This is a genomic window from Nocardia terpenica (assembly GCF_013186535.1).
In the GTDB taxonomy this organism is placed as follows: Bacteria; Actinomycetota; Actinomycetes; order Mycobacteriales; family Mycobacteriaceae; genus Nocardia; species Nocardia terpenica.
Window position 1 is genome coordinate 1,881,953 of record NZ_JABMCZ010000001.1, and the last position, 22,181, is coordinate 1,904,133.

A 22,181-nucleotide genomic window follows, 5' to 3' on the forward strand; every position below is an offset into this window, starting at 1 on the left:
CGGAATTGCCCTAGTAGCTGCGGAAAACGGCCTTCACCGGGCGAAGGTCTCGGTGCTCACCGGGTGAGACGGGAAAATGTGTTCTAGAAAACATCACTTTCACTCGGAAGTAACAAACAGGCAAACAACTCACTAAGCGCGAATTATGTGACCATGCTGGATCGTTGATCCGAAACGCCCTTGGCGCCCTTTCTCGTTATCCCGGCGTGCTTTTGGCCGGGATCGGCAAGGTGAGGATCGCCAGCGTCCCGCCTCCCTCGGCGGGCTCGAGAGTGGCTGTGCCGCTGTGGATCTGGGCTACCCAGCGGACGATGGACAGGCCGATGCCGTGGCCGCCGGGGGAGCCGGTGGCGCCGTGGGTGAAGGGGTCGGGGAGTTCGGGGTGCAGGCCGGGGCCGTGGTCGCGGACGGTGACTCGGCCCGCGGCGACGGTCACCTCCACCGGTCCGCCGCCGTGCACCAGCGCGTTGTCGACGAGATTGCGGACCGCCAGCGTCAGCAGGTCCGGATCCGCTTGCACCACAGCGGGTTCGGTGGTCAGGCGGACGTCGGCGTCGCCGCACTCGGCGACCACCCCCTCCACCAGCTGGTCCAGCCGCAGCTGCATGGTGTCCAGCGCCGCCACCCCGGTCTGGGTGCGGGCGCGGGCGAGTAGGCCGGTCACCAGTCGGCCCATCCGGTCGGCGAGGCGGCGCACATCGGTGAGCGCCGCGGTGGCATGGTCGGGTTCGCGCAGTCCGGCGGTGGCGTGCAGGCGCAGCGTCGCCAGCGGGGTGCGCAGCTCGTGCGCGGCGTCGGCGAGGAATCGCTCCTGATCGTCGAGCAACCGCACCGCCGACCGCATGCTCACCCCCGACAGCAGATGTCCGGCCAGCCCGGCGAGCACGATCAGCGCCGCGCCCCCGAGCTCCAGCGACAGCACCAGATTGCGGTGGTCGGCGGTGGACGGCGCGGGATCGGCGGCGGCGACGATGACGGCCCCGATCGCGGCCTCGGGATTCCAGATCGGATCCGCGGTGGCGCGCATCGCCTTTCCCCGCGTATCGGTGACGGTGCGGGTGATCCGATTCTCCGCGGTGGCCGCGTCGGCGGCGAAACTCGCCAGCGCGGGAACCGGCGGCAGCTGCTGGCGGCGATGGCCGAACTGCTCGTGCCACTGCCCCGTCTTGTCCCTGGTCAATACCGCGACCGCCACCGTGCCCTGCGCCAGGTCATCGTCGCGCAGCGCCGCCAGATCGACGCTGCCGTCGTCGTTCCAGAACAGCTCCCGCTCCAGCCCGGTCGCGACCCGATCGATGCGATCGTCCAGCGCCCGGTGCCGCGAGCGGCCGTCGATGGTGGCGGCGAAGATCCCCATGGCCACCAGGCAGATCGCGGTCAGCGCGGTGAACAGCGCGGTGAGCACCCGCCGGGTGCGGCGCAACCGGGCGACGGCCGGTCGCGGATCCCCGGTCACGGCGCGATGGTGAAGCCGACGCCGCGGACCGTATCGATCAGCGCGGGCGTGCCGAGCTTGCGGCGCAGCTGGGCGATCACCACGTCGACCACGTTCGAGGCGGGCTCGGCCATCTCGTCCCAGCAGCATTCGATGAGTTCGGAGCGGGTGACGACGGTCCCGGCGCGCGCGGCCAGCAGCTCCAGCACCCCGAACTCCTTGGGCGTCAACGTGAGTAGCACCCCGGCCCGCTGCACCCGCCGCCGCGGCCGGTCCACCACCAGGTCGCGCACCTGCGTGCGGGTCGGCGCGGGCCGCTCCTGCCGCCGGCACAGCGCCCGTACCCGCGCCGCCAGCTCGTCCAGGTCGAACGGCTTCACCACGTAGTCGTCGGCGCCGTGGGCGAAACCGTCGAGCCGGTCGGCGAGCCCGTCGCGGGCGGTGAGGATCAGCACCGGCGTGCGCTGCCCGGACTCCCGGTGCGCGCGAACCAGATCCAGCCCGTCGCCGTCGGGCAGGCCGCGGTCGATGATGAGGCAGTCGTACCGGTTGACCGTGATCTTCAGGTCGGCGTCGGACATGTCGCGCGCCAGATCGACCGCGAAGCCCGCCGCCCGCAGCCCGGCGGCGACCTCGTCGCCCAGTTCCCGGTCGTCCTCGCACACCAGTACGCGCATCGTCCTCATTTCAGCACAGTCACCCCCGCCCGCTTCGGGCACGACGATCCGGCGCGCGCGTCGCACATGGCTGCACCATGCCAGCTGGTTCGTGAGGAAACCGTGAGCGGTCGGTTCGCGCGCAAGCTTCTGTTAAGCCACCGGCAGGCGCCGTGCCCGATTCTCGGTGTGCGGCGGGAGATCTCGTCGCACCGGGCGGAACCAGCCGGAAGCATCGTGCGGGAGCCGCCGCCGGAGACGAAAATAATCAACGCCCGAACCGCTCGACGGCGATGAATCGAGTAGTTCGCTACGCAGGATCTGATAACAGTGGGGGCGGAGGATCACGGTTATGAAACGACTGGTGGTGTGTTGCGACGGCACCTGGGGCTCCGAGAGCAACCCGACGGTGTCCAACATTGTCAAGATCGCCGAGTCGGTGCGCATGAGTACCACGGTGGACGGCGCGCGCGTCGGCCAGCGTGTGTTCTATGTCGACGGCCCGGGATCGCGGGGGTACCTGGCCGACAAGCTGCTCGGTGGCGCGTTCGGGTACGGCCTGGACGCCAACCTGGCGACCATGTACTGGCAGCTGGCGCTGAACTGGGAGCCCGGGGACGAGATCTACGTCTTCGGCTTCAGTCGCGGCGCCTACACCGCCCGCAGCCTGGCGGGCCTGATCAACCGGCTGGGCCTGCTGACGGCCGAGGCGATGATCGACAAGAAGTATCCGCAGGCGCTGCGAATCTACCGGCAGCGCAAGGATCATCCCGACGATCCGGACCCGCAGGAGTGGGTGCGGTTCCGCGAGGAGAACTGCGTCTACCCGGTGAAGATCAAGTTCATCGGCGTGTTCGACACCGTCGGCGCGATGGGGGTGCCGGGCCTGACCTCATGGCGCTACCGCTTCCACGATGTGCGCCTCGGGCCGTACGTGCAGTGCGCGCGGCACGCGCTGGCCATCGATGAGCGGCGGCGCATGTTCGCCCCCTGCCTGTGGGAGGTCACCGATGAACTCGACGTGCCCCAGCAGCGGCCGGACCGGGTCAAGCAGGTCTGGTTCGAGGGCGTGCACACCGACATCGGCGGCGGCTACGACGACTCCCGGTTGTCGGACATCACGCTGCGCTGGATGGTGCGCGAGGCGAAGAAGGAGGGCCTCGAGTTCGACCAGGACCGGATGGACCAGCTCACCGAGCGCGACAACTTCGCGGCCACGCTCTACCCGCACAAGTCGCTGACCGTCGCCTACCGGCTGCTGAACCTGCTGGGCCTGCTGTTCCACCCGCGCAGCCGCCGCTTCTACCGCAGCTCCTGGCGGCGGCTGGAGGCCCCCGGCGACCAGAAGATCTACCTGGCCTCCACCGTCCGCCGCACCGAGCACTACCGCCCCCCGAATCTCGAACGCTGGGAACAGGAATGCGGCCTCCCCGTCCCCACCGAACAGATCCACCCCGTCACCGGCGAACTGTCCGCCGACGACTTCCGCGAGCCACTGACCGCCTGACCCCGGCCAAAAGCGCGCCGGGGCAAAGAGAGATTCACCGCCGGGGCAAGGAGAGATTCATCGCTGGGGCAAGGAGAGATTCACCGTCGGGGCAAGGAGAGATTCACTGTCGGGGCAAGGAGAGATTCACTGTCGGGGCAAGGAGAGATTCATCGCTGGGGCAAGGAGAGATTCATCGCCGGGGTGACGGATGGTTCACCGCCGGGACGACGGGGGTCTTCCGTCATCCCGGCGTGGGCTTTCTTCCGTGATCCCGGCGTGCTTTTGGCCGGGATCAGCGGACCAGCAAGGCCACCGGGAGGCGGGCGAAGAGTTTTTCCATGCGGGCGTGGCCCTGGAAGGTGTGGCCGGTGAGGCGGTCGGTCCAGGTTCCGGAGGGGAGATCGACGGCGGTGTCGGACCAGCCCGTGTCGGCCAGGGCCACGCTGTGGCGGGTGGCGGCCACGATGACCTGCGGGGGCTCGCCGATCCGGCCGCGGGCGTAGCAGATCACGCGCCGGGCCTGGTCGCCGGTGGCGAACAGCGGGAGGTAGGCGCCGCCGACGAAGCAGTCCGGGCGTTCGCGGCGCAGCCACAGCGCGTACGCCACGATCCACATCTTCGCCGCGCCGGTGGCATCCAGTTCCGGTGTGCCGGTGAGCGATTGCAGCATGCCCAGGCGGTGGCCGAAGTCGACCGGGCGGCGGTTGTCCGGATCGACCAGCGCGTCCTCCCACAGCTCGCTGCCCTGGTAGAGGTCGGGGATGCCGGGCGCGCACAGCTGTAACAGCTTCTGCCCCAGCGCATCCGACCAGGCGTGCGGGGCCAGCCGGGTCACCAGCTCGGTCAGTTCCGCGCCGACCGGGCCGTCGACGACGGCGTCCAGCCAGCGGTGCAGCTCGGCCTCGAAGTCGAGATCGGGCTCCTCCCAGGAGGATCGGATACCGGCCTCGCGAACGGCCTTCTCCGCGAAGGCGTGCAGCCGCTCGCGCAGCCCGGGGGCCGCGGCGGCGGAGCGGCCGTCGGCGGGCCACACCCCGAACATGTTCTGCAGCAGGAACAGTGCGGTCCCGGCGTCCGGCGGCGGGGTGATGTCGTTCCATGCGGCCACCGCGTCCGCCCAGGTGTCGGCCACCTGCGAGAGCACGCCGATGCGGGCGCGCACGTCCTCGCCCCGCTTGGTGTCGTGGGTGGACAGCGTGGTCATGGTGGCCGGCCAGCGTTGCGCGCGTTCGGCATTGGCGAGGTGGAAGTCCAGCAGCGAGTGGCCGAAGCGGTCCGGGTTGCCGCCCACCTCCTGCAGCGACACCAGCCGCGCGGCCTGATAGAACATGGTGTCCTCGACCGCCTTCGCGGTCACCGCCCCGCACACCTGCTGGAACCGCACGGCCGCCTCGCCGCCCGCCGCCAGCGCCGCCACCAGGACCGACAGCGGGACGGTCAATTCGCTGCTGCGCTTGGCGACCTCGGCCACCACCGCCCCGAGCATGCCCACCAGCGGCGTGTAGTCGATGCGGTACACCGGCATGAACGACAGCACCTCGATGGTGGCGTTGGTCAGCGCCTTGTCGCTCAGCGGCGCGGCGTCGAATCCGTCGATTCCTGCGTCGCGCTTGATCGCCGCCACCAGCCGCCGCACCTCGGGCACCAGCAGCTTCTCCGCCACCGCGCGCTTGATGCGGTGCTCGGTGTCGCACACCCACGCGCGGTCGCTGCCGTGGCCGAGGACGCGCCGCGACAGCTCGGTGAGCGCCGATTCGCCCGCGGGATCGATGAAGACGCCGCCGAAGTCGGCGAGCGCGTCGTAGCCGGTGGTGCCGTCGACCGGCAGGGTGGCGTCCAGCGGTTCGCGGTTGGACAGGATCTTCTCCACCAGCAGCAGCCGATTCGGGCCGAGGATGCGGCGCAGCCGCGCCAGATACTCGGCGGGCCGGGCCAATCCGTCGGGGTGGTCGACCCGCACGCCGTCGATGAGGTCGTGTTCGCACCAGGCGGCGAGCTCGCGGTGGGTGAGCTCGAACACCGCCGGATCCTCCTGCCGGATGGCCGCCAGGCTCGACACCGCGAAGAACCGCCGGTAGGTGCACACCCCGGCCTTCCAGCCGACCAGCCGGTAGTGCTGCTTGTCGTGGATGCGCAGCGCGTTCTCGCCGTCGTCGGTGCCCGGCGCGATCGGGAAGCGCAGATCGTGCAGGGCCAGCATGGGTTCCGGGCCGCCGCGGTCCACCGTGAGGGCCGCCGGATCGTTGACGTTCTGCAGCACCGGCAGCGCCAGCCGCCCGCCCGCGCCGTTGTTGGGGCTCCAGTCGATGTCGAAGAAGTGCGCGAACTGCGACTGCTTGCCGTTGCGCAGCACATCCCACCACCACGGATTGTGGCGCGGGTCGGCCACGCCCACGTGATTGGGCACCAGGTCCACGATCAGGCCCATGCCGCGGCCGCGCACCTCGTCCGACAGCGCCTTGAGCCCGGCCGGGCCGCCCAGCGCCGCGGACACCGTGGTCGGGTCGGTGACGTCGTAGCCGTGCGTGGAGCCGGGCATGGCGGTCATGATCGGCGACAGGTACAGGTGCGAGATGCCCAGCTGCTGCAGGTATTCCGCGATCGCCCGCGCGTCGGCGAAGGTCAGCGCGTCCGGGCGCAGCTGCAACCGGTAGGTGCTGCGGACCGCGATGCGGCGGGCGATCGGGCCGGTGTGGGTGTCGGGCGCGGAGGTCTCTGTCATCTCGGTTTCGATCATGTGGTTCGTCGGAGCACGAGCAGGCAGCGAGCGGGGACACCGACGGTGGCGGTGGCCGGGTACCGGGCGTCGGCCGCACCGGTCGGGGTCGAGCAGTCCAGGACCACCGACCAGGCCACGGCGAAATCGGAGCCGGGGAGGGTGAAGTCGATCGGGGCGTCGTGGGCATTGAAGCACAGCAGGAACGAGTCGTCGGTGACGCGTTCCCCGCGCGGGCCCGGCTCGGCGATGGCGTCGCCGTTGAGGAACACCGCCAGGGAGCGGCCGAAGCCGGAGTCCCAGTCCGCGGCCGTCATCTCCTCGCCGGCCGGGGTGAGCCAGGCGATGTCGCCGGGGCGGTCGTGGTCGGGGGTGGGGCGGCCGTCGAAGAAGCGGCGGCGGCGGAACACCGGATGCGCGGCGCGCAGCGCGAACGCGGCGCGGGTGAACTCCACCAGATCCGAATTCTTCTGCGACAGCGACCAATCCATCCACGACAGCGGCGAGTCCTGGCAGTAGGCGTTGTTGTTGCCCCGCTGGCTGCGACCCATCTCGTCGCCGTGCAGCAGCATCGGGGTGCCCTGCGACAGCGCCAGGGTGGCGATCATGTTGCGGCTCTGCCGTTCTCGCAGCGCCACGACCGCCGGATCGTCGGTGGGGCCCTCCACGCCGCAGTTCCACGATCGGTTGTAGTTCTCCCCGTCGCGGTTGTCCTCGCCGTTGTCCTCGTTGTGTTTGTCGTTGTAGGACACCAGGTCCCGCAGCGTGAAGCCGTCGTGGGCGGTGACGAAGTTGATGCTCGCGCTGGGGCGGCGGCCGGTGGCCTCGTACAGGTCCGAGGAGCCGGTGAGCCGGGAGGCGAACTCGCCCAGCGTGGCCGGTTCGCCGCGCCAGTAGTCGCGCACCGTGTCGCGGTACTTGCCGTTCCACTCGGTCCACAGGCCGGGGAAGTTGCCGACCTGATAGCCGCCCTCGCCGACGTCCCACGGCTCGGCGATCAGCTTCACCTGGCTCACCACCGGGTCCTGCTGCACCAGGTCGAAGAAGGTGGAAAGCCGGTCCACGTCGTGCAATTCGCGGGCCAGGGTGGCGGCCAGGTCGAATCGGAACCCGTCGACGTGCATGTCCACGATCCAGTACCGCAGCGAGTCCATGATCAGCTGCAACGTGTGCGGGTGGCGCACGTTGAGGCTGTTGCCGGTGCCGGTGTAGTCCATGTAGTGCGACGGATCGTCTTCCACCAGGCGGTAGTACGCCGCGTTGTCGATGCCGCGGAAGGCGACGGTGGGGCCGAGGTGGTTGCCCTCGCCGGTGTGGTTGTAGACCACGTCGAGGATTACCTCGATGCCCTCGGCGTGCAGGGCGCGCACCATCGCCTTGAACTCGGTCACCGCCGCGCCGTCGCGGGTGTCGGCGGCGTAGTCCTGGTGCGGGGCCAGGTAGCCGAAGCTGTTGTAGCCCCAGTAGTTTCGCAGCCCGCGCGCGAGCAGCAGGTTGTCGTGCAGGAACTGGTGCACCGGCATCAGCTCGATCGCGGTGACGCCCAGCGACTTCAGGTGGTCGACGATGGCGGGGTGCGCGATGCCCGCGTAGGTGCCGCGCAGCTCCCGCGGCACCAGCGGGTGGGTCATGGTCATGCCCTTGACATGTGCCTCGTAGATGACCGTCTCGTGGTAGGGGCGCTTGGGCGCGCGGTCGTCGGCCCAGTCGAAGAACGGGTTGATCACCACGCCGGTCATGGTGTGGCCCAGCGAATCCCGGCCGTAGGTGTACAGCGACGGATCGTCGTCGAAGCGGCCCGCGAACGCCTTGCCGTACGGATCCAGCAGCAGTTTGCCGGGGTCGCAACGCAATCCGCGGTCGGGGTCGTACGGGCCGTGCACCCGGAAGCCGTAGCGCTGGCCGGGGGCGATCGTCGGGACGTAGGCGTGCCAGACGTAGCCGTCGACCTCCTCCAGCGGAACCCGGGTCTCGGCGCCCGTGCGGCCGATCAGACAGACCTCCACCCGCTCGGCAACCTCCGAGAAGACCGAGAAGTTGGTGCCCGCCCCGTCGTACGTGGCGCCCAGCGGATACGCGGTGCCGGGCCACACGCCGAGCGGCGTCACGTCACCGTGTTCGTTGGGCAGAACCATGCCACCGACACTAACCGCTGCCCGGTCGGGACCGGTGCGGGTGGTGCTCGAGTGCCGGTCGGACGCGCATCCGCGACGACATCGGTGCGGCGGCGCGACGCGGGGGCGGTCCGGTCACGCGGCGGCGACCGGATCGTTGTTCCCGGTGTGGCCGCCGGTGATCGATCAGCAACCTGGGGCGGAAAGGCGTTGGGCCGCCGGGGTTCAGGTCAGCGGTTTGCGCCAGGTCTGCCCCACCAGGTCGGCCCCGAAGCTGTGGTGCGGGGTCGATTCCACGAGCTCGAAACCGGCCCGTTCGTAGATGCGGCGGGCGGCGCCGAGGATGTCGTTGGTCCACAGCACCATCTCGGTGTATCCGGCCGCGGCGGCGAACCGCAGGCATTGGTCCACCAGCGCGGAGCCGACGCCCAGGCCGCGGGCGGCGGGCTCGACCAGCAGCAGGCGCAGGCGGGCGGTGGTGTCGTCGTCGGCCACGCAGTAGATGCTGCCCACCGGTTCGCCGTCGAATTCGGCGATCCAGGCGCGCTCGCGGGTCTCGTCGTGGGACTTCAGGAAGTCGTGCACGATCTCGACGATCAGCGTCTCGTAGCTTGCGTCCCAACCGTATTCGGTGCCGTAGAGCTCGGCGTGGCGCTGGATCACCCAGCCGTGGTCGCCGGGGCGGGGCGCGCGCAGCACGACCTCGGCGGCCGGGCGGTCGAGGATGTGGCCGATGGTGCGCATCGCGCCGATGAGGCGGTGCCGGGTGGCGGGGGAGTGACCGTCCAGCAGCGCGCCGACCTCGCGGTCGGACTCCGCGTCGTGCGCGGCGAAGACCGTCTCGCCGTGCTCGGTGAGCCGCACCTCCTGGCGGCGGCCGTCGGTGGCGGAACGCTGCCGCGACACCAGGCCGTCGCGCTCGAATCGGGACAGGATGCGGCTCAGGTAGCCCGCGTCCAGGTCCAGCGCCCGGCGCAGCGAGGCCACCTCGGTGGGGCCGCACCGGTTGAGCTCGAACAGGATTCGGACCTCGGTGAGCGAATACTGCGAATCGTGCAGGCCCTCGCCCAGCACCCCGATGAGCCGGGTGTAGCGGCGATTGAAATCGCGCACGGCGGCGATGTGGTCGTGGTCCACGGAAATGGTCGGTGCACTCATCCGGTCTCCAATCTTTGACTCGGTCAACGTTGACCGAGTCAAAGATTACGGCACGCGATCCTCGGCGTCACGCGAAATCCGCGCCGTGTCCCGTGCTAACTTGAACGGCGTTCAAGCTGTCTCCGATGTGCGGCATCGCCGCTCCCGCGAAGGATTTCCGTGGCCCTGACACCCAGTGAGATCGCCGCCGTCGACGTCGAACACGTCTGGCATCCCTACGGTGGCTTCCCGGCGACCACCGAGCCGCTCGTGGTCGCGTCCGCGGCCGGTACCCGGCTGACCCTGGCCGACGGCCGGGAACTGATCGACGGCATGAGCTCGTGGTGGGCGGCGATCCACGGCTACCGGCATCCGGCGCTCGACGCCGCGCTGGTGGCGCAGTCGCGGCGGATGAGTCACGTCATGTTCGGCGGGCTCACCCACGAACCGGCCGCCCGGCTGGCCCAACTGCTGGTGCAGGTGTCGCCGCCCGGGCTGGACAAGGTCTTCCTCTGCGACTCCGGCTCGGTGTCGGTGGAGGTGGCGGCCAAGATGTGCCTGCAGTACTGGCGTGCGCTCGGGCGGCCGGGGAAGCGGCGGCTGCTCACCTGGCGCGGCGGCTATCACGGCGACACCTTCACCCCGATGAGCGTGTGCGATCCGGTGGGCGGCATGCATGCGCTGTGGACCGACGTGCTCGCCGAGCAGATCTTCGCGCCGATGCCGCCGAAAGAGTATGAGCCCGGCTATGTTCGCGACCTCGAGCGGATCGTCGCCGAACACGCGCACGAGACGGCGGCGGTGATCGTGGAGCCGATCGTGCAGGGCGCGGGCGGCATGCGGTTTCACCATCCGGCCTATCTCGCGGAGCTGCGGCGGCTGTGCGACGAGCACGGGGTGCTGCTGGTGTTCGACGAGATCGCCACCGGATTCGGCCGCAGCGGAACGTTCTTCGCCGCCGACCGGGCCGGGGTGAGCCCCGACGTGATGTGCGTGGGCAAGGCGCTCACCGGCGGCTACCTGACCCTGGCGGCGGCGCTGTGCACCACCGCGATCGCCGAAACCCTCAGTGCCGCACACGGCGGGCTCATGCACGGGCCCACCTTCATGGGCAACCCGCTGGCGTGTGCGGTCGCCGTCGCCTCCATCGAACTGCTGCGCGCGCGGGACTGGCGCGCCGAGGTGGCCGGAATCGAGGCGGGGCTGACCGCGGGACTGGCCGCGGCCCAGGACATTCCGGGCGTGGCGGAGGTGCGCGTGCTCGGCGCGATCGGTGTGGTCGAGCTCGACGGCCCGGTCGACATGCGCAAGGCGACCCACGCCGCCGTCGAATCCGGCGTCTGGCTGCGGCCGTTCCGCAATCTGATCTACACCATGCCCCCGTTCATCAGCACCGCCGACGACGTGGCCCGCATCGCCGCGGCCGTGACCGCCGCGGCCCGCGCCTGACCCGCCGGTCTCAGCGCCGCCCCACGGACCTGCCGATCGCGTACCCGACGAACAGTCCGATGAACAGGCCGATCAGGAAGACCACGAGCAGGAAGATCAGCACCGCGTCGCGGATCTTCTTCAGGATGCCTGCCGCCTCGTAATGCTGTGCGGCATCGACGGTCTGGGCGAGCAGGGCATGGGTGACACTCATGCCCGGGATGCTGCCAGACCGGCGGCGGTTCGTCGACGCGAGTGCCCGCGGAGCCCGGGGCTTGCTCCTGAACGGTGTTCAAGTATCCTCGTGAGCTGTGAGTGCCGATCCGTTGAGTTGGTTGGATACCCGGGCCGCGGACCGGGTGCGGGCCGGGTTGCGGCGGGAGCTGCGGGCGCGCGGGCCGGAGACGGGCCTGATCGATCTGGCGTCCAACGACTATCTGGGGCTGTCCCGGCATCCCGAGGTGCGCGCGGGCGCGATCGAGGCGGTGCACAAGTGGGGCACCGGGTCGACCGGGTCCCGGCTGGTGACCGGGACGACCATCGAGCATGAGGAATTCGAGGCCGAGCTCGCCGAGTTCGTGGGCGCGGAGTCCGGGCTGGTGTTCGCCTCCGGGTATGCCGCGAATCTCGGTGCGGTGACGGCATTGTCGGGCCGCGGCTGCCTGGTGGTGTCCGATGCGGGCAGCCACGCCTCGCTCGTCGACGCGTGCCGGTTGTCGCGGGCCCGGGTGGAGATCGCGCCGCACCGCGATGTGGCGGCGGTGGACCGGCTGCTGGCCGACCGCACCGAGGAACGGGCGCTGGTCCTCACCGATTCGGTGTTCAGCGCCGACGGTGATCTCGCCCCGCTGACCGAGTTGCACCGGGTGGTGCGCGCCCACGGCGCGGTGCTGATCGTCGACGAGGCGCACGGGCTCGGCGTGCGCGGTGACGGCGGGCGCGGGCTGGTGCACGAGCTGGGCCTGGCCGGGGAGCCGGATCTGGTGGTCACCGCGACGCTGTCGAAATCCCTTGCGGCGCAGGGCGGTGCGGTGCTGGCCAGCGCGCGGGTGCGGGCGCATCTGATCGACTCCGCGCGCACGTTCATCTTCGACACCGGGCTCGCCCCGGCCGCGGTGGGCGCGGCCCGGGCGGCGCTGCGGCTGCTGCGGCGCGATCCGGGCATGGCCGGGCGGGTGCTGACCCGCGCCGCCGAGATCGCGCGCATCGCCGGTGTGCCGCAACCGGATTCGGCGGTGGTGTCGGTGGTGCTGGGGTCCGCGCGGGTCGCCTACGAGGCCGCCGCGGCGTGCCGCTCGCGCGGGCTGAGCGTCGGCTGCTTCCGGCCGCCGTCGGTGCCCGAGGGCACCTCCCGGCTGCGGCTGACCGCCCGCGCCGATCTGACCGACGCCGAGATCGCCACCATCGCAACCGTTCTCGCCGATGTGCTCGCCGACCGCAAGGAGCCGTCATGAGCAGTGTTCTGATCGTCACCGGGACCTCGACCGAGGTCGGCAAGACCATCGTCACCGCCGCCGTCGCCGCGACCGCCCTCGCCGCCGGGCGCTCGGTGGCGGTGTGCAAACCGGCGCAGACCGGCATGGCCCCCGGCGAACCGGGTGACCTGGCCGAGGTGACCCGCCTGACCGGCGTGACCCGCACCCTGGAGGTGGCCCGCTACCCCGAGCCGCTGGCCCCCGACACCGCCGCGCGCCGCAGCGGCCTGCCGCCGCTCACCCTCGCCGACACCGCCGCGGCCGTCGACTCCCTCGCCGACGCCGACCTCACCCTCGTCGAGGGCGCGGGCGGCCTGCTGGTCCGCCTGGGCGATTTCACCCTGCTCGACCTCGCCCAGAAGCTCGGCGCCCCGGTCCTGGTGGTCACCGCCGCGGGCCTGGGCACCCTCAACCACAGCGAGCTCACCACCCGCGCCCTGGTCACCGCGGGCGTCCCGTGCGCCGGCCTGGTAATCGGATCCTGGCCCATAGCCACCGATCTCGCCTCCGAATGCAACCGCATCGACCTCCCCGCGGTAACCGGCGTCGATCTGGTCGGCGCCATCCCCGAGGGCGCAGGCCGCTGGGCCCCACCCCGCTTCACCGCCACCGCCCCCACCTGGTTCCACCAGACCTGGACCGCCCGCTACCTCACCTGACCCCGGCCAAAAGCACGCCGGGGCAACGAGAGGGCATGCCCGGGTCACGGGAAGGCATGCCGGGGTCACGGGAAGGCATGCCGGGGTGACGGGAGGGCATGCCGGGGTGACGGCGGGTGCCCTACGGCGAGGGGCACCTACAGTGGATGGGGATGCTGTGTGGGGAGTGGCACCCGTCCACCGTCGCCGATTATGACGATGCGCGACGGAAGGCGCGGCTGGCTGAGACCGGGGTGGGGTATGGGTGGGGGGCCTGGCGGCGGACTCGGTTGGTGTTGTTGCGGCTGGCGTTGATTCCGGCGGTGGTGCTGGGGGTTTTCGCGCAGTACTGGGCGATCGATGTGGCGCCGGAGCGGGCTCGGCTGGCTCGTACCGAACCGGCGGTGATGCCGATCGCGGGGCCCGCGGATCCGCAGGGGCGCAATACCGCGGTGTTCGATCTGGTGGGCCTCGGCGCGCTGGATGCCACCGATACCGCGCGGGCGCTGCCGTCGCTGGCGCGGCTGGGGTCGGTGTGGGCGGTGCGGTACGACAACACCGGTATCGACACCAAGGTGATCAGCGACCTCATCGTCAAGGTGACCGATGCCGCCCGGGTCGACAACATCGTGCTGGTCGGGCACAGCATGGGCGGGGTGATCGCGCTGGAGATCGCGAAGCATCTCTACACCGGCAGCGGCAAGAAGCTCGGGGCGGTGATGCTGGACTGCACCCCGGTGAACCTGAACGCGGTCCGCCCCGAGAGCCGGGACCAGGGCGAGGAACTGCTGCGCTGGACCGGCTGGCTGCCCGGCTCCCGGGAGAGTCGCACGCTGCGGCTGATCGCCGAAACCTTCGCCCGCCGAGACCATTTCGTGGACTACGGCAGCGTGCCGCCGGGAATCCGGGTCGCGCGGCTGCGCGAATCGGTGGCAGAGGTGTTGCGGCAGAAGATCTTCAACACCGACGCCGCCAGCAACGGGCTGATCGAGGCGCAGTTCAAGGCGATCGTGGCCAGCGGCGCCGTGGACGACCTGCGCGCGCTGGCCAAACCGGCCGCCGACAAGCCGCGCCCGGCGATCGTGTTCATCCGCCCGCACGACGCCGACCGGGATCCGATCGTGGACGACGAGTACACCCATCGGGTCCTCATCGACCGCGTCGGCGGCGTGAACGGCACGCTGCTGGTGGTGCTCACCCGCGGCACCGGTCACGCGAATCCGATGCAGCAGCCCGGCGAATACAACAAGGTCATCGAGCAGCAGGTGGTGCCGTTCGTGCGGCTGGTCCGGCGGGAGGAACTGGCGGCGATGCAGCAGCCCGTGGCGGGGCCGCGGGCGCCGGGTCAGAGGTAGTGCTGTTCCAGGCTCATCATCCCCGGCCAGGCGGCGGACCAGGGGTGCACGGGGCCGTCGCACCGCCAGATCGTGATTCCCTTGGTGATGCCGGGGAATCCGAGCCGCTCGTCGAGGTCCAGCAGCGGGCGCACCTCGGCGAACTCGGAGCGCAGCACCGCCGGGTCGCCGCCGACGTAGACCACGGTGGTCGCGGAGTCGGGCGGCGCGCCGAAATAACCGAAGCCGCGGTTCGGGCTGTAGACCGCGGGCAGCCCGAAGCTGTTCCGGTAGTGGTCGAGTGCGCTTGCCTGCCAATAGCTTTCGGTGACCACGACGGCCGTGGACCGCTCCGGCGGCGGCAGGTCGCGGTAGGCGTCGGCGGTGGCGAGCGCGAGTTCGTCCCAGCCGCTCTGGCCGTAGAGGAAGCCGCGCTGCAGCACCTGACCGGTGGTGACGGTCGGATCGTGCAGGCGCGACTGCGGCAGCGGCAGCACGCTGAGCGGGATCACGACCAGCGCCGCGCTCGCTGCGATCACCACGGCCCCAACGGGTTTCATCCACCGCCGGACGCCGCCCTCGCAGATCCGGACCGCTCCGGCGGCGAGGAAGGCCGGAAGGATCGCCGCGCCGTAGTAGGCGCGGGCGCCCGTCGCGAGCAGGACGACGGTCAGTAGGACGGCCGCCACCAGCAGAAAGCGATACGGGCGCAGGTCGGCCGCGCGGAGCAGATGCCAGAGGCCGCACGGCAGCAGGATCGCGCCGAGTAGTCCGGCGTAGGCGACCACCAGCGGCACATCCAGCAGCGGCCCCTGGGTGAAGGTGTCGTTCTCCGCCGCGATCGCGTGCGCCATCTTCAGTTGCGGCCAGCCGTGGTTCGCCTGCCACACCAGCGCCGGCGCCCAGGCGGCGGCGAAGATCGCCGACCCGACCCACAGGGCGGGCCGCCGCAGCATCTCGCGCGGCCCGGCGATCAGGACCGCCGCCCCCAGGCAGGCCCAGTGGATGGGCACCAGCCACTTCACCTGCACCGCCAGGGCGGCCGCCACGCCCGCGAGCACGAGCAGGCCGTCGCGGCGGACCCGGACCCAGCGGATCAGCAGCCAGAACACCGCCGCCGTGAGCGGAAGATCGAACGCCTGCGTGCACAGCGGCTTGGAGAACACCACGAACAGCGAGGTCGCGTAGGTGGTGGCGGCGAGCACCTGCGCGCCGCGCCCGCCGCCGAACTCGCGGGCGATCAGGGCGGGCAGCGCCACGGTGGCGATGCTCGCCAGCGTCGCCGGAAGGCGCAGCGCCAGTGGCGAATCCGGGGCCACGTTATCCATCAGCCACGCGATCGCGGGTATCAGTGGACCCTGATCGGCGTAGCTGATCGAGGGCCGGTGTCCGGCGGCGACGAAATACAGTTCGTCGCCCCAGAATCCGGGCCGCCCGAGCGCCCAGACATAGGCCACCGCGAGTATCAGCGCGACCGCCACCACCCCGGATGTCGCGAACGGCGGCACCGCCCGGGACGTGGTTGGTCGAATGTCGAGTGTGAGCATTCCGCCCGAGCCTCCTCGCGATGACGATCACGAACTCGACCGAATCCGGCGCGAGGGTCGGAGAACGGTTCCAAGCAGAAATAACTCTAAGCGAATCGTTACGATTTTGTGCTGTGACCGCCACCATAGGAAAAATTCGGCGGTGAATAACCGGTAACCGAAGGATCGATGATCAATGAACGGAGTCGTCGAATCGGGGGTGGATATCCGAGGGCGGCGCCATGTTCCAGCGCTCCAATTGGGCGCGGATCTGTTCGGCGGCGTCGATGTTCAGCGGGCCGCTGGTCCACATGGCGTAGGGAAGATTGAGGAAGCGCTGCTCGGTGACCGCGCGCAGGCGGTTGATGCCGGGCTTGGCGCGCAGCATCTCGACCTTCCGGTCGAAGGACTGCTTCGGGTAGTCGACGAAGACGATGGCGTCCGGATCGGCCGCGGCCAGCCGCTCCCAGGACACCGCGGTCCAGGTGTCGCGCACGTCGTCGAGGACGTTGCGGGCACCCGCCGCCTCCGCGATCGCCTGCGGGGCGCCGAAGCTGCCGCTGGAGAACACGGTCTCGCTGGCGCTGTCGAAGACGAACACGGCCGGGGTGCGGTCGGCCCGCGGCGCGGCGCGCAGCGCCCGCAGGCGTTTGTCCAGATCGGCGGTGACCGTGGCGGCCTGCTCGGTGCGGCCGGTGATGGCGCCGATGTTCTTCAGGTCGGTGTGCAGCGCGGTCCACGGATCGACGATGCCGCGCTGCTTGTCGCCGCCGTGCTGGCGGCAACTCTCGGTGAGCACGTAGGGCGCGATCCCGGCCTTGCGCAACGAGTCCGGGGTGAGATCGGAGGATTCGGAATATCCGTAACTCCACCCCGCCACCATCACATCGGGATGCTGCGCGATCACGGTCTCCTTCGACGGATACTCCGGCGCCACCTGTTTCAGCCGATCGACCGCGTCCCCGTAATGGCGGCGCATCGTGTCGGCATCCCGCTGCAGGCTCGACACCGCCGCCACCGAATCCTGCGCCCCCAGCGCCAGCGCCATCGAAATCATATTGCCGTCGTTGACGAACAGGCGATGCGCGGGCGACGGGAAGCGGACGTCCTGACCGCAATTGTGCACGGTGAGATTTCCGGCGGTGGTCGGCGCGGAACCACATGCGGTCGCGGCGAAAACCGTTGCCAGTGTGGTGAGTACGAGGGCGGTGCGTTGCATGATGGCCTTTTCTTCTTATGATCCCGGCGTGTTCTTCTTATGATCCCGGCGTGCTTTTGGCCGGGATCTCACCGAGAGATTCCGGCCAAAAGCACGCCGGAATCAGGGATGGCACTATGGCATTGGTCATTGTGAGGCGAGCAACAGATGCCCCTCCCCGGTCTCCGGATGTCGCACGCGCACCGCCCGCACCCCGAACACGGCCCCCAGAACCTCCGGCCGCAAAGCGATTTCGGGTGGCTGGAGCGGATCAGCCCCGCCGTCGTGGACCACCAGCACGCGGTCGCAGTAGCGGTCGGCGAGGGCCAGGTCGTGCAGCGCGAGGACGACCGTGCGGTCGAGGGTGCGGGCCAGCGCGAGCAGGGACAGGCGGTGGGTGATGTCGAGATGGTTGGTGGGCTCGTCGAGCAGCAGCAGGGGAGTGGCCTGGGCCAGCGCGCGGGCCAGCAGGACGCGCTGGCGCTCGCCGCCGGACATGCGCTGCACGGGGCGATCGGCGAACCCGTCCAGATCGACCGCGTGCAGGGCATTTTCGACCGCCTGCCGCTCGGCCGGGCCGCCCGGACCCCACGGCGGCAGGTACGGGGTGCGGCCCAGCGCCACCACCTCACCCGCCCGCAGATCCTCCGGCGGCTGCTCGCCCTGCGCGACCAGCGCCACCGACCGCGCCCGCCGCCGCGCCGAAAGCCGGTGCAGCTCCTGCCCGTTCACCAGCACCCGCCCCGCCCGCGGCGCGGCCAGACCGGCCAGGGTCCGCAGCAGCGTGGTCTTCCCGCTGCCGTTCGGCCCGACGATGCCGACGGTCTCCCCGGCCGCGACGGTGAAGTTCACCCCGGCGAGCACCGTGCGACGCCCACGCCCACAGGACAATTCGCGCACGTCCAGCGCCACGCCGCCGCCGTGCGCAGCCATCGTGTCGCCGCCGCGCTCGCTCATGCCGCCCCGAAGCGGTAGCGGCGGCGGCCCATCAGGAGCAGGAAGACCGGGGCACCGATCAGGCCGGTCAGCACGCCCACCGGAATCTCCGTGGGGCGCACCAGGACTCGGGCGGCGGCGTCGGCCACCACCAGGAACAGCGCGCCGCACAGGGCGCAGACCGGCAGCAGCGATCGATGGGGCGAGCCCACCAGCAGCCGGGCGGCGTGCGGCACCACCAGGCCCACGAAACCGATACCGCCCGAGACCGCCACCAGCACCCCGACCAGCACCGCGAGCCCGGCGAACAGCGCGATCCGCAACGCCCGCACCGGAACTCCCACCGAGGCCGCGGTGTCGGCGCCCAGGTTCAGCGCGTCCAGCCAGCCGCTGGCCGCCCACAGCGCCAGCACGGCGACGGCAACGACACCGGCGGGCACCGCGATTCGCGTCCAGTCCGCCCCCGCCAGGCTGCCGAGCAACCAGAACAGCACCGACTGCGCCGCCGCCGGATCGGAACTGCGGAAGATCAGATAGCTGCTCGACGCGGCGAACGCGGACCCGAGCACGGTGCCGGTGAGCACCAGCCGCAGCGGCGTGAGCCCGCCCTGCGCCACCGCGATCGCGAAAACCAGTGCCGCCGCGGCGAAGGCGCCGACCAGCGCACCGCCCGACAGCGCCCACACGCCTGCACCGGCCAGGAACCCGGAGGTGATCACCGCCGCCGCCCCGACCCCCGCGCCGGAGGACACCCCGAGCAGATACGGATCGGCGAGCGGATTGCGCACCAGCGTCTGCATCGCCGCACCCGCCACCGCCAGCCCGGCGCCGACCACCGCGGCCAGCACCGTGCGCGGCACCCGCAGCTGCCAGACGATGGTGTCCACACCGGGCAGCTCCGCTCCCGTGCCGGTGAACCGGTGTCGTAGCACGTCGAAGACCGTTGCCGGGGCCAGGGTTTCGGCGCCGAAGCCGGTCGCCACCACCATGGCGAGCACCAGCAGGCCCCCGACGACGGCGACGGCGACCGATGTCCGGATACGGCTCATCGGCGACACTCCATGGGCATTCGCGACCTCTTCAGAGTTCCGCACGGCGAGCGGGGGTCTGACTTCCTCGACACGAATGCCGAGGTCACAGTGGCGCGACCGCTCCGGATTCGCACCGGAATTCCCGCACCCGCCGAGATGACGCGCCGAACTCTACCGTCCGGTTTGTCCCGTCAGCGCACCCGGCTCCCCAGCAGATGCCGCACGCCGCCCAGGAACAGTTGCAGGCCGAAGTCGAAACGCTCGGTGGCGGAGGTGTTCTCGTACAGCGGCGAGGACTCCTCCGGCAGCGCGCCCGCGGAATCCATCTGCATGCGCGACTGCTCGTCGACCGTCTCGCCGAGCACGTAGTACAGCAGCGTGTAGGCGGCCAGGTCGGCCTCCTCGCGGGTCATGCCGCCGCGAATCAGCGCCCCGGCCAGCCGCTCCCGCGCCTTGCTCGTGGTGAGCCGGGAGGCGTAGGTGGACGACACCAGCTCCGCGCCGTCGCGATAGGCGAGCAGGCACGAGCGCAGCCGATGCGCCAATTCGTCCAGCTGCGGGGACCATTCGGCGGCCACCACCGGCTCGTCCATCGGCGCGAGAATCCGGTCGGCCACCGCGCCCAGCAGCGCCTGCTTGTTCGGGAAATGCCAATACAGCGCGCCCGGTTGCACATTCAGCGAGGTCGCCAGCCGCCGCATGGTCAGATCGGCGAGCCCGTACTGATCGAGAATGGCGACGGCACCGTCGATCACATCCGTGCGATGCAACTGCACTGTGGTGCCCTCCTGTTGTTTGCGTACCTCACCGTCTACGCTACCCTAGCCTGAACACCGTTCAAGAACACTGTTCAAGTTGCGCGGCCCATGCGGCCGGACGAAGGGATTTCGTGGCGATGACCCAGGCACCCGTGCGGACCGAGGTCGACAACGACATTCTGGCGATCGCCCGCGAGCAGGTGCTCGAGCGCGGCGTCGGGCTCGACCGGCAGCAGACCCTCGCGGTGCTGCGCCTCGGCGACGACCGGCTCGAGGAGCTGCTCGCGCTCGCCCACGACGTGCGGATGCGGTGGTGCGGTCCCGAGGTCGAGGTCGAGGGCATCATCTCGCTCAAGACCGGCGGCTGCCCGGAGGACTGCCACTTCTGTTCGCAGTCGGGCCTGTTCCAGTCCCCGGTGCGGGCGGCGTGGCTGGATATTCCGAGCCTGGTGGAGGCGGCCAAGCAGACCGCCAAGACCGGCGCCACCGAGTTCTGCATCGTGGCCGCCGTGCGCGGTCCCGACCAGCGGCTGCTGGCCCAGGTCGCCGCGGGCGTGGAGGCCATCCGCAACGAGGTCGACATTCAGATCGCCTGCTCGCTGGGCATGCTCACCCAGGATCAGGTCGACCAGCTGGCCGCCATGGGCGTGCACCGCTACAACCACAATCTCGAGACCGCCAAATCGCATTTCCCGAACGTGGTCACCACGCACACCTGGGAGGAGCGCTGGGACACCCTGCGTATGGTGCGCGAGGCGGGCATGGAGGTGTGCTGCGGCGGCATCCTCGGCATGGGGGAGAGCCTGGAGCAGCGCGCCGAATTCGCCTCGCAGCTGGCCGAACTGGAGCCCGACGAGGTGCCGCTGAACTTCCTCAACCCGCGCCCGGGCACCCCGTTCGGCGACCTCGAGGTGCTGCCCGCGTCCGAGGCGCTGAAGGCGGTGGCGGCGTTCCGGCTGGCGCTGCCGCGGACCATGCTGCGGTTCGCGGGCGGCCGCGAGATCACCCTCGGCGATCTGGGCGCGAAGAAGGGCATTCTCGGTGGCGTCAACGCCGTCATCGTCGGCAACTACCTCACCACGCTGGGCCGTCCCGCCGAGCAGGACCTGGATCTGCTGGCCGATCTGAAGATGCCCATCAAGGCGCTCAACGAGACCCTCTGACGGCGTCGCGCCGCCGGAAATCGGTACGGTACAAACCATGGAAGAGCGCTACAACCCGTTCACGGGTCAGCGGGTAGTGACGGGCCTGGCCGATCCGGTGCCCGCGGCCGCCGCCCTGGGCCTGGAACCGCCGCGCTTCTGTGAGCAGTGCGGGCGCCGCATGATCGTGCAGGTGAGCCCGGACGGCTGGTGGGCCAGGTGCTCTCGGCACGGTGTCATCGACTCCACGAGCCTGGAACATCGCTGATGGCCCATCAGCACATCGTCGAACGGGTCGTCGCCGGTCGCCGCGAACTGCGCGCGGTGCTGGCGGTGACCGCCGCCGTGCTGCTGGTCAGCATGCTCGCGGGCGGGGCGTGGGCGTTGCTCGCGCCGACCGAGAAGGTGCTGGTGGTCCGGCCGGGCTACGGCGCGCCGCTGATCGGCGAGAGCGCGCACCAGTTCGACGCGGTGGCGATCTTCGTCGGCATCGGCGCGGTCACCGGTGTGCTGAGCGCCGCCGCGGCGTGGCGGCTGCGCCGGGCGCGCGGCCCGATGCTGCAGGGCGGCCTGCTGATCGGCTCGCTGGCCGGGGCGTGGCTGATGGCCCGCGCGGGCGAGCGGATGGCCGCCTGGATGCACCCGCCGACGCCGCACGCGCCGCTGCGGTCGGTCGTCGAGCTGGCGCCGAGCGTGGCGGGTTGGCCCGCGCTGCTGGTGCAGCCGCTACTGGCCGGGCTGGTGGTGCTGGTGCTGGCCGCGGTGAGCCCGTCGGACGATCTCGGCACGGGTCTCGGTGCGCCACCGCCGGATTCGGCCGACGGCGCGCGCCCGTACTCGTCGGATGTGACCTACGGGCCGTACGGGTCCTCGGTCTCCGGCGGCGCCGGAATGGGCCGGGTCGGACCGCTCGAGGGCGCGGAATCCGGTCCGGGACACTGATATTCGACGGCCGCTATTCGGCGACCCTGGTCCGGTAGGACCATTCGAAGACCGGGCACCGGCCCTGATCGGTCTCCTGAAACCGCTCGGTGGGGGTGAAGTGCTCGTATCCGCCGCGGCGCGACACCTTGACCTCGGCGCCCGGCGCGGTGAGCGGAACGATGCGATCGGGCAGGTCCGCGGGGCCGCCCTCCAGATAAGCGTGTACTGCTGTGCTCATGCCCCG

General features: G+C 70.6%; 20 protein-coding genes and 1 riboswitch. Of the genes, 8 read left to right on the forward strand and 12 right to left on the reverse strand.

Features of this window, described 5'->3' with window-relative positions:
* Positions 1-196 precede the first annotated feature (196 nt).
* Together HPY32_RS46095 and HPY32_RS08680 are read right to left on the reverse strand one after the other, a co-directional pair.
* On the reverse strand, positions 197-1,456 hold the full coding sequence (locus tag HPY32_RS46095) for a sensor histidine kinase (protein ID WP_067591558.1): 1,260 nt from the start codon (positions 1,454-1,456) through the stop codon (positions 197-199).
* Positions 1,453-2,121: a response regulator transcription factor gene (locus HPY32_RS08680; RefSeq protein WP_228786532.1), complete on the reverse strand. Its 669-nt coding sequence runs from the start codon at positions 2,119-2,121 to the stop codon at positions 1,453-1,455. Before HPY32_RS08680 ends, HPY32_RS46095 begins: the two co-directional genes overlap by 4 nt.
* Before the next feature lie 322 nt (positions 2,122-2,443).
* On the opposite strand from HPY32_RS08680, the gene HPY32_RS08685 reads away from it, so the two are divergent.
* Positions 2,444-3,598, forward strand: a complete 1,155-nt coding sequence (locus tag HPY32_RS08685; protein ID WP_067591555.1) for a T6SS phospholipase effector Tle1-like catalytic domain-containing protein — start codon at positions 2,444-2,446, stop codon at positions 3,596-3,598.
* A gap of 274 nt (positions 3,599-3,872) precedes the next feature.
* Here HPY32_RS08685 and treY read toward each other — a convergent pair whose 3' ends face one another.
* The 3 genes from treY to HPY32_RS08700 form a co-directional block, all read right to left on the reverse strand.
* Entirely contained in the window at positions 3,873-6,302 is a 2,430-nt protein-coding gene (gene treY, locus HPY32_RS08690; RefSeq protein WP_231951768.1) for a malto-oligosyltrehalose synthase, read from the reverse strand.
* 11 nt (positions 6,303-6,313) lie between these two features.
* On the reverse strand, positions 6,314-8,431 hold the full coding sequence (gene glgX, locus HPY32_RS08695; protein WP_067591552.1) for a glycogen debranching protein GlgX: 2,118 nt from the start codon (positions 8,429-8,431) through the stop codon (positions 6,314-6,316).
* Positions 8,432-8,635: 204 nt separating this feature from the next.
* Positions 8,636-9,568, reverse strand: coding sequence for a bifunctional helix-turn-helix transcriptional regulator/GNAT family N-acetyltransferase (locus HPY32_RS08700; protein ID WP_067591549.1), 933 nt, complete (start codon positions 9,566-9,568; stop codon positions 8,636-8,638).
* Positions 9,569-9,727: 159 nt separating this feature from the next.
* On the opposite strand from HPY32_RS08700, the gene HPY32_RS08705 reads away from it, so the two are divergent.
* Entirely contained in the window at positions 9,728-10,996 is a 1,269-nt protein-coding gene (locus tag HPY32_RS08705; RefSeq protein ID WP_082871599.1) for an adenosylmethionine--8-amino-7-oxononanoate transaminase, read from the forward strand.
* A gap of 10 nt (positions 10,997-11,006) precedes the next feature.
* Here HPY32_RS08705 and HPY32_RS08710 read toward each other — a convergent pair whose 3' ends face one another.
* A complete protein-coding gene (locus HPY32_RS08710) occupies positions 11,007-11,189 on the reverse strand; it encodes a hypothetical protein (protein WP_067591544.1) in 183 nt (60 codons plus the stop codon).
* Positions 11,190-11,286: 97 nt separating this feature from the next.
* On the opposite strand from HPY32_RS08710, the gene HPY32_RS08715 reads away from it, so the two are divergent.
* The 3 genes from HPY32_RS08715 (at position 11,287) to HPY32_RS08725 (ending at position 14,443) form a co-directional block, all read left to right on the forward strand.
* Positions 11,287-12,429, forward strand: a complete 1,143-nt coding sequence (locus tag HPY32_RS08715) for an 8-amino-7-oxononanoate synthase (protein WP_067591541.1) — start codon at positions 11,287-11,289, stop codon at positions 12,427-12,429.
* Positions 12,426-13,109 (forward strand): dethiobiotin synthase, encoded by a 684-nt coding sequence (gene bioD, locus HPY32_RS08720; protein ID WP_067591538.1) that lies wholly within the window; start codon positions 12,426-12,428, stop codon positions 13,107-13,109. Before HPY32_RS08715 ends, bioD begins: the two co-directional genes overlap by 4 nt.
* A 152-nt stretch (positions 13,110-13,261) precedes the next feature.
* A complete protein-coding gene (locus HPY32_RS08725; RefSeq protein WP_082871900.1) occupies positions 13,262-14,443 on the forward strand; it encodes an alpha/beta fold hydrolase in 1,182 nt (393 codons plus the stop codon).
* Here the strand turns inward: HPY32_RS08725 and HPY32_RS08730 are convergent.
* The 5 genes from HPY32_RS08730 to HPY32_RS08750 form a co-directional block, all read right to left on the reverse strand.
* Positions 14,434-15,969 (reverse strand): glycosyltransferase family 39 protein, encoded by a 1,536-nt coding sequence (locus HPY32_RS08730; protein ID WP_067591532.1) that lies wholly within the window; start codon positions 15,967-15,969, stop codon positions 14,434-14,436. The two genes, HPY32_RS08725 and HPY32_RS08730, sit on opposite strands and share 10 nt — an antisense overlap.
* A gap of 172 nt (positions 15,970-16,141) precedes the next feature.
* Positions 16,142-17,167 carry an ABC transporter substrate-binding protein gene (locus HPY32_RS08735; RefSeq protein ID WP_067591529.1) on the reverse strand — a complete coding sequence of 342 codons (1,026 nt, stop codon included), beginning with the start codon at positions 17,165-17,167 and terminating at the stop codon, positions 16,142-16,144.
* A 126-nt stretch (positions 17,168-17,293) separates the two neighbouring features.
* Positions 17,294-18,103, reverse strand: coding sequence for an ABC transporter ATP-binding protein (locus tag HPY32_RS08740; RefSeq protein WP_231951766.1), 810 nt, complete (start codon positions 18,101-18,103; stop codon positions 17,294-17,296).
* Positions 18,100-19,131 carry a FecCD family ABC transporter permease gene (locus HPY32_RS08745; RefSeq protein ID WP_067591525.1) on the reverse strand — a complete coding sequence of 344 codons (1,032 nt, stop codon included), beginning with the start codon at positions 19,129-19,131 and terminating at the stop codon, positions 18,100-18,102. Before HPY32_RS08745 ends, HPY32_RS08740 begins: the two co-directional genes overlap by 4 nt.
* 32 nt (positions 19,132-19,163) lie before the next feature.
* Positions 19,164-19,280: riboswitch (cobalamin riboswitch) on the reverse strand.
* Positions 19,281-19,304: 24 nt separating this feature from the next.
* Complete coding sequence (locus HPY32_RS08750; RefSeq protein ID WP_067591522.1) at positions 19,305-19,889, reverse strand: TetR/AcrR family transcriptional regulator C-terminal domain-containing protein; 585 nt, start codon at positions 19,887-19,889, stop codon at positions 19,305-19,307.
* A gap of 119 nt (positions 19,890-20,008) precedes the next feature.
* Here HPY32_RS08750 and bioB point away from each other — a divergent pair, with 119 nt between their 5' ends.
* The 3 genes from bioB to HPY32_RS08765 are packed head-to-tail and all read left to right on the forward strand — an operon-like array spanning position 20,009 to position 21,955.
* On the forward strand, positions 20,009-21,034 hold the full coding sequence (gene bioB / locus HPY32_RS08755; protein WP_067591519.1) for a biotin synthase BioB: 1,026 nt from the start codon (positions 20,009-20,011) through the stop codon (positions 21,032-21,034).
* A gap of 37 nt (positions 21,035-21,071) precedes the next feature.
* On the forward strand, positions 21,072-21,281 hold the full coding sequence (gene bsaP, locus HPY32_RS08760; RefSeq protein WP_067591516.1) for a biotin synthase auxiliary protein BsaP: 210 nt from the start codon (positions 21,072-21,074) through the stop codon (positions 21,279-21,281).
* Complete coding sequence (locus HPY32_RS08765) at positions 21,281-21,955, forward strand: DUF2567 domain-containing protein (RefSeq protein WP_067591513.1); 675 nt, start codon at positions 21,281-21,283, stop codon at positions 21,953-21,955. Before bsaP ends, HPY32_RS08765 begins: the two co-directional genes overlap by 1 nt.
* 13 nt (positions 21,956-21,968) lie before the next feature.
* Here HPY32_RS08765 and HPY32_RS08770 read toward each other — a convergent pair whose 3' ends face one another.
* Positions 21,969-22,175, reverse strand: a complete 207-nt coding sequence (locus tag HPY32_RS08770) for a DUF5988 family protein (protein WP_067591510.1) — start codon at positions 22,173-22,175, stop codon at positions 21,969-21,971.
* Positions 22,176-22,181: the final 6 nt, after the last annotated feature.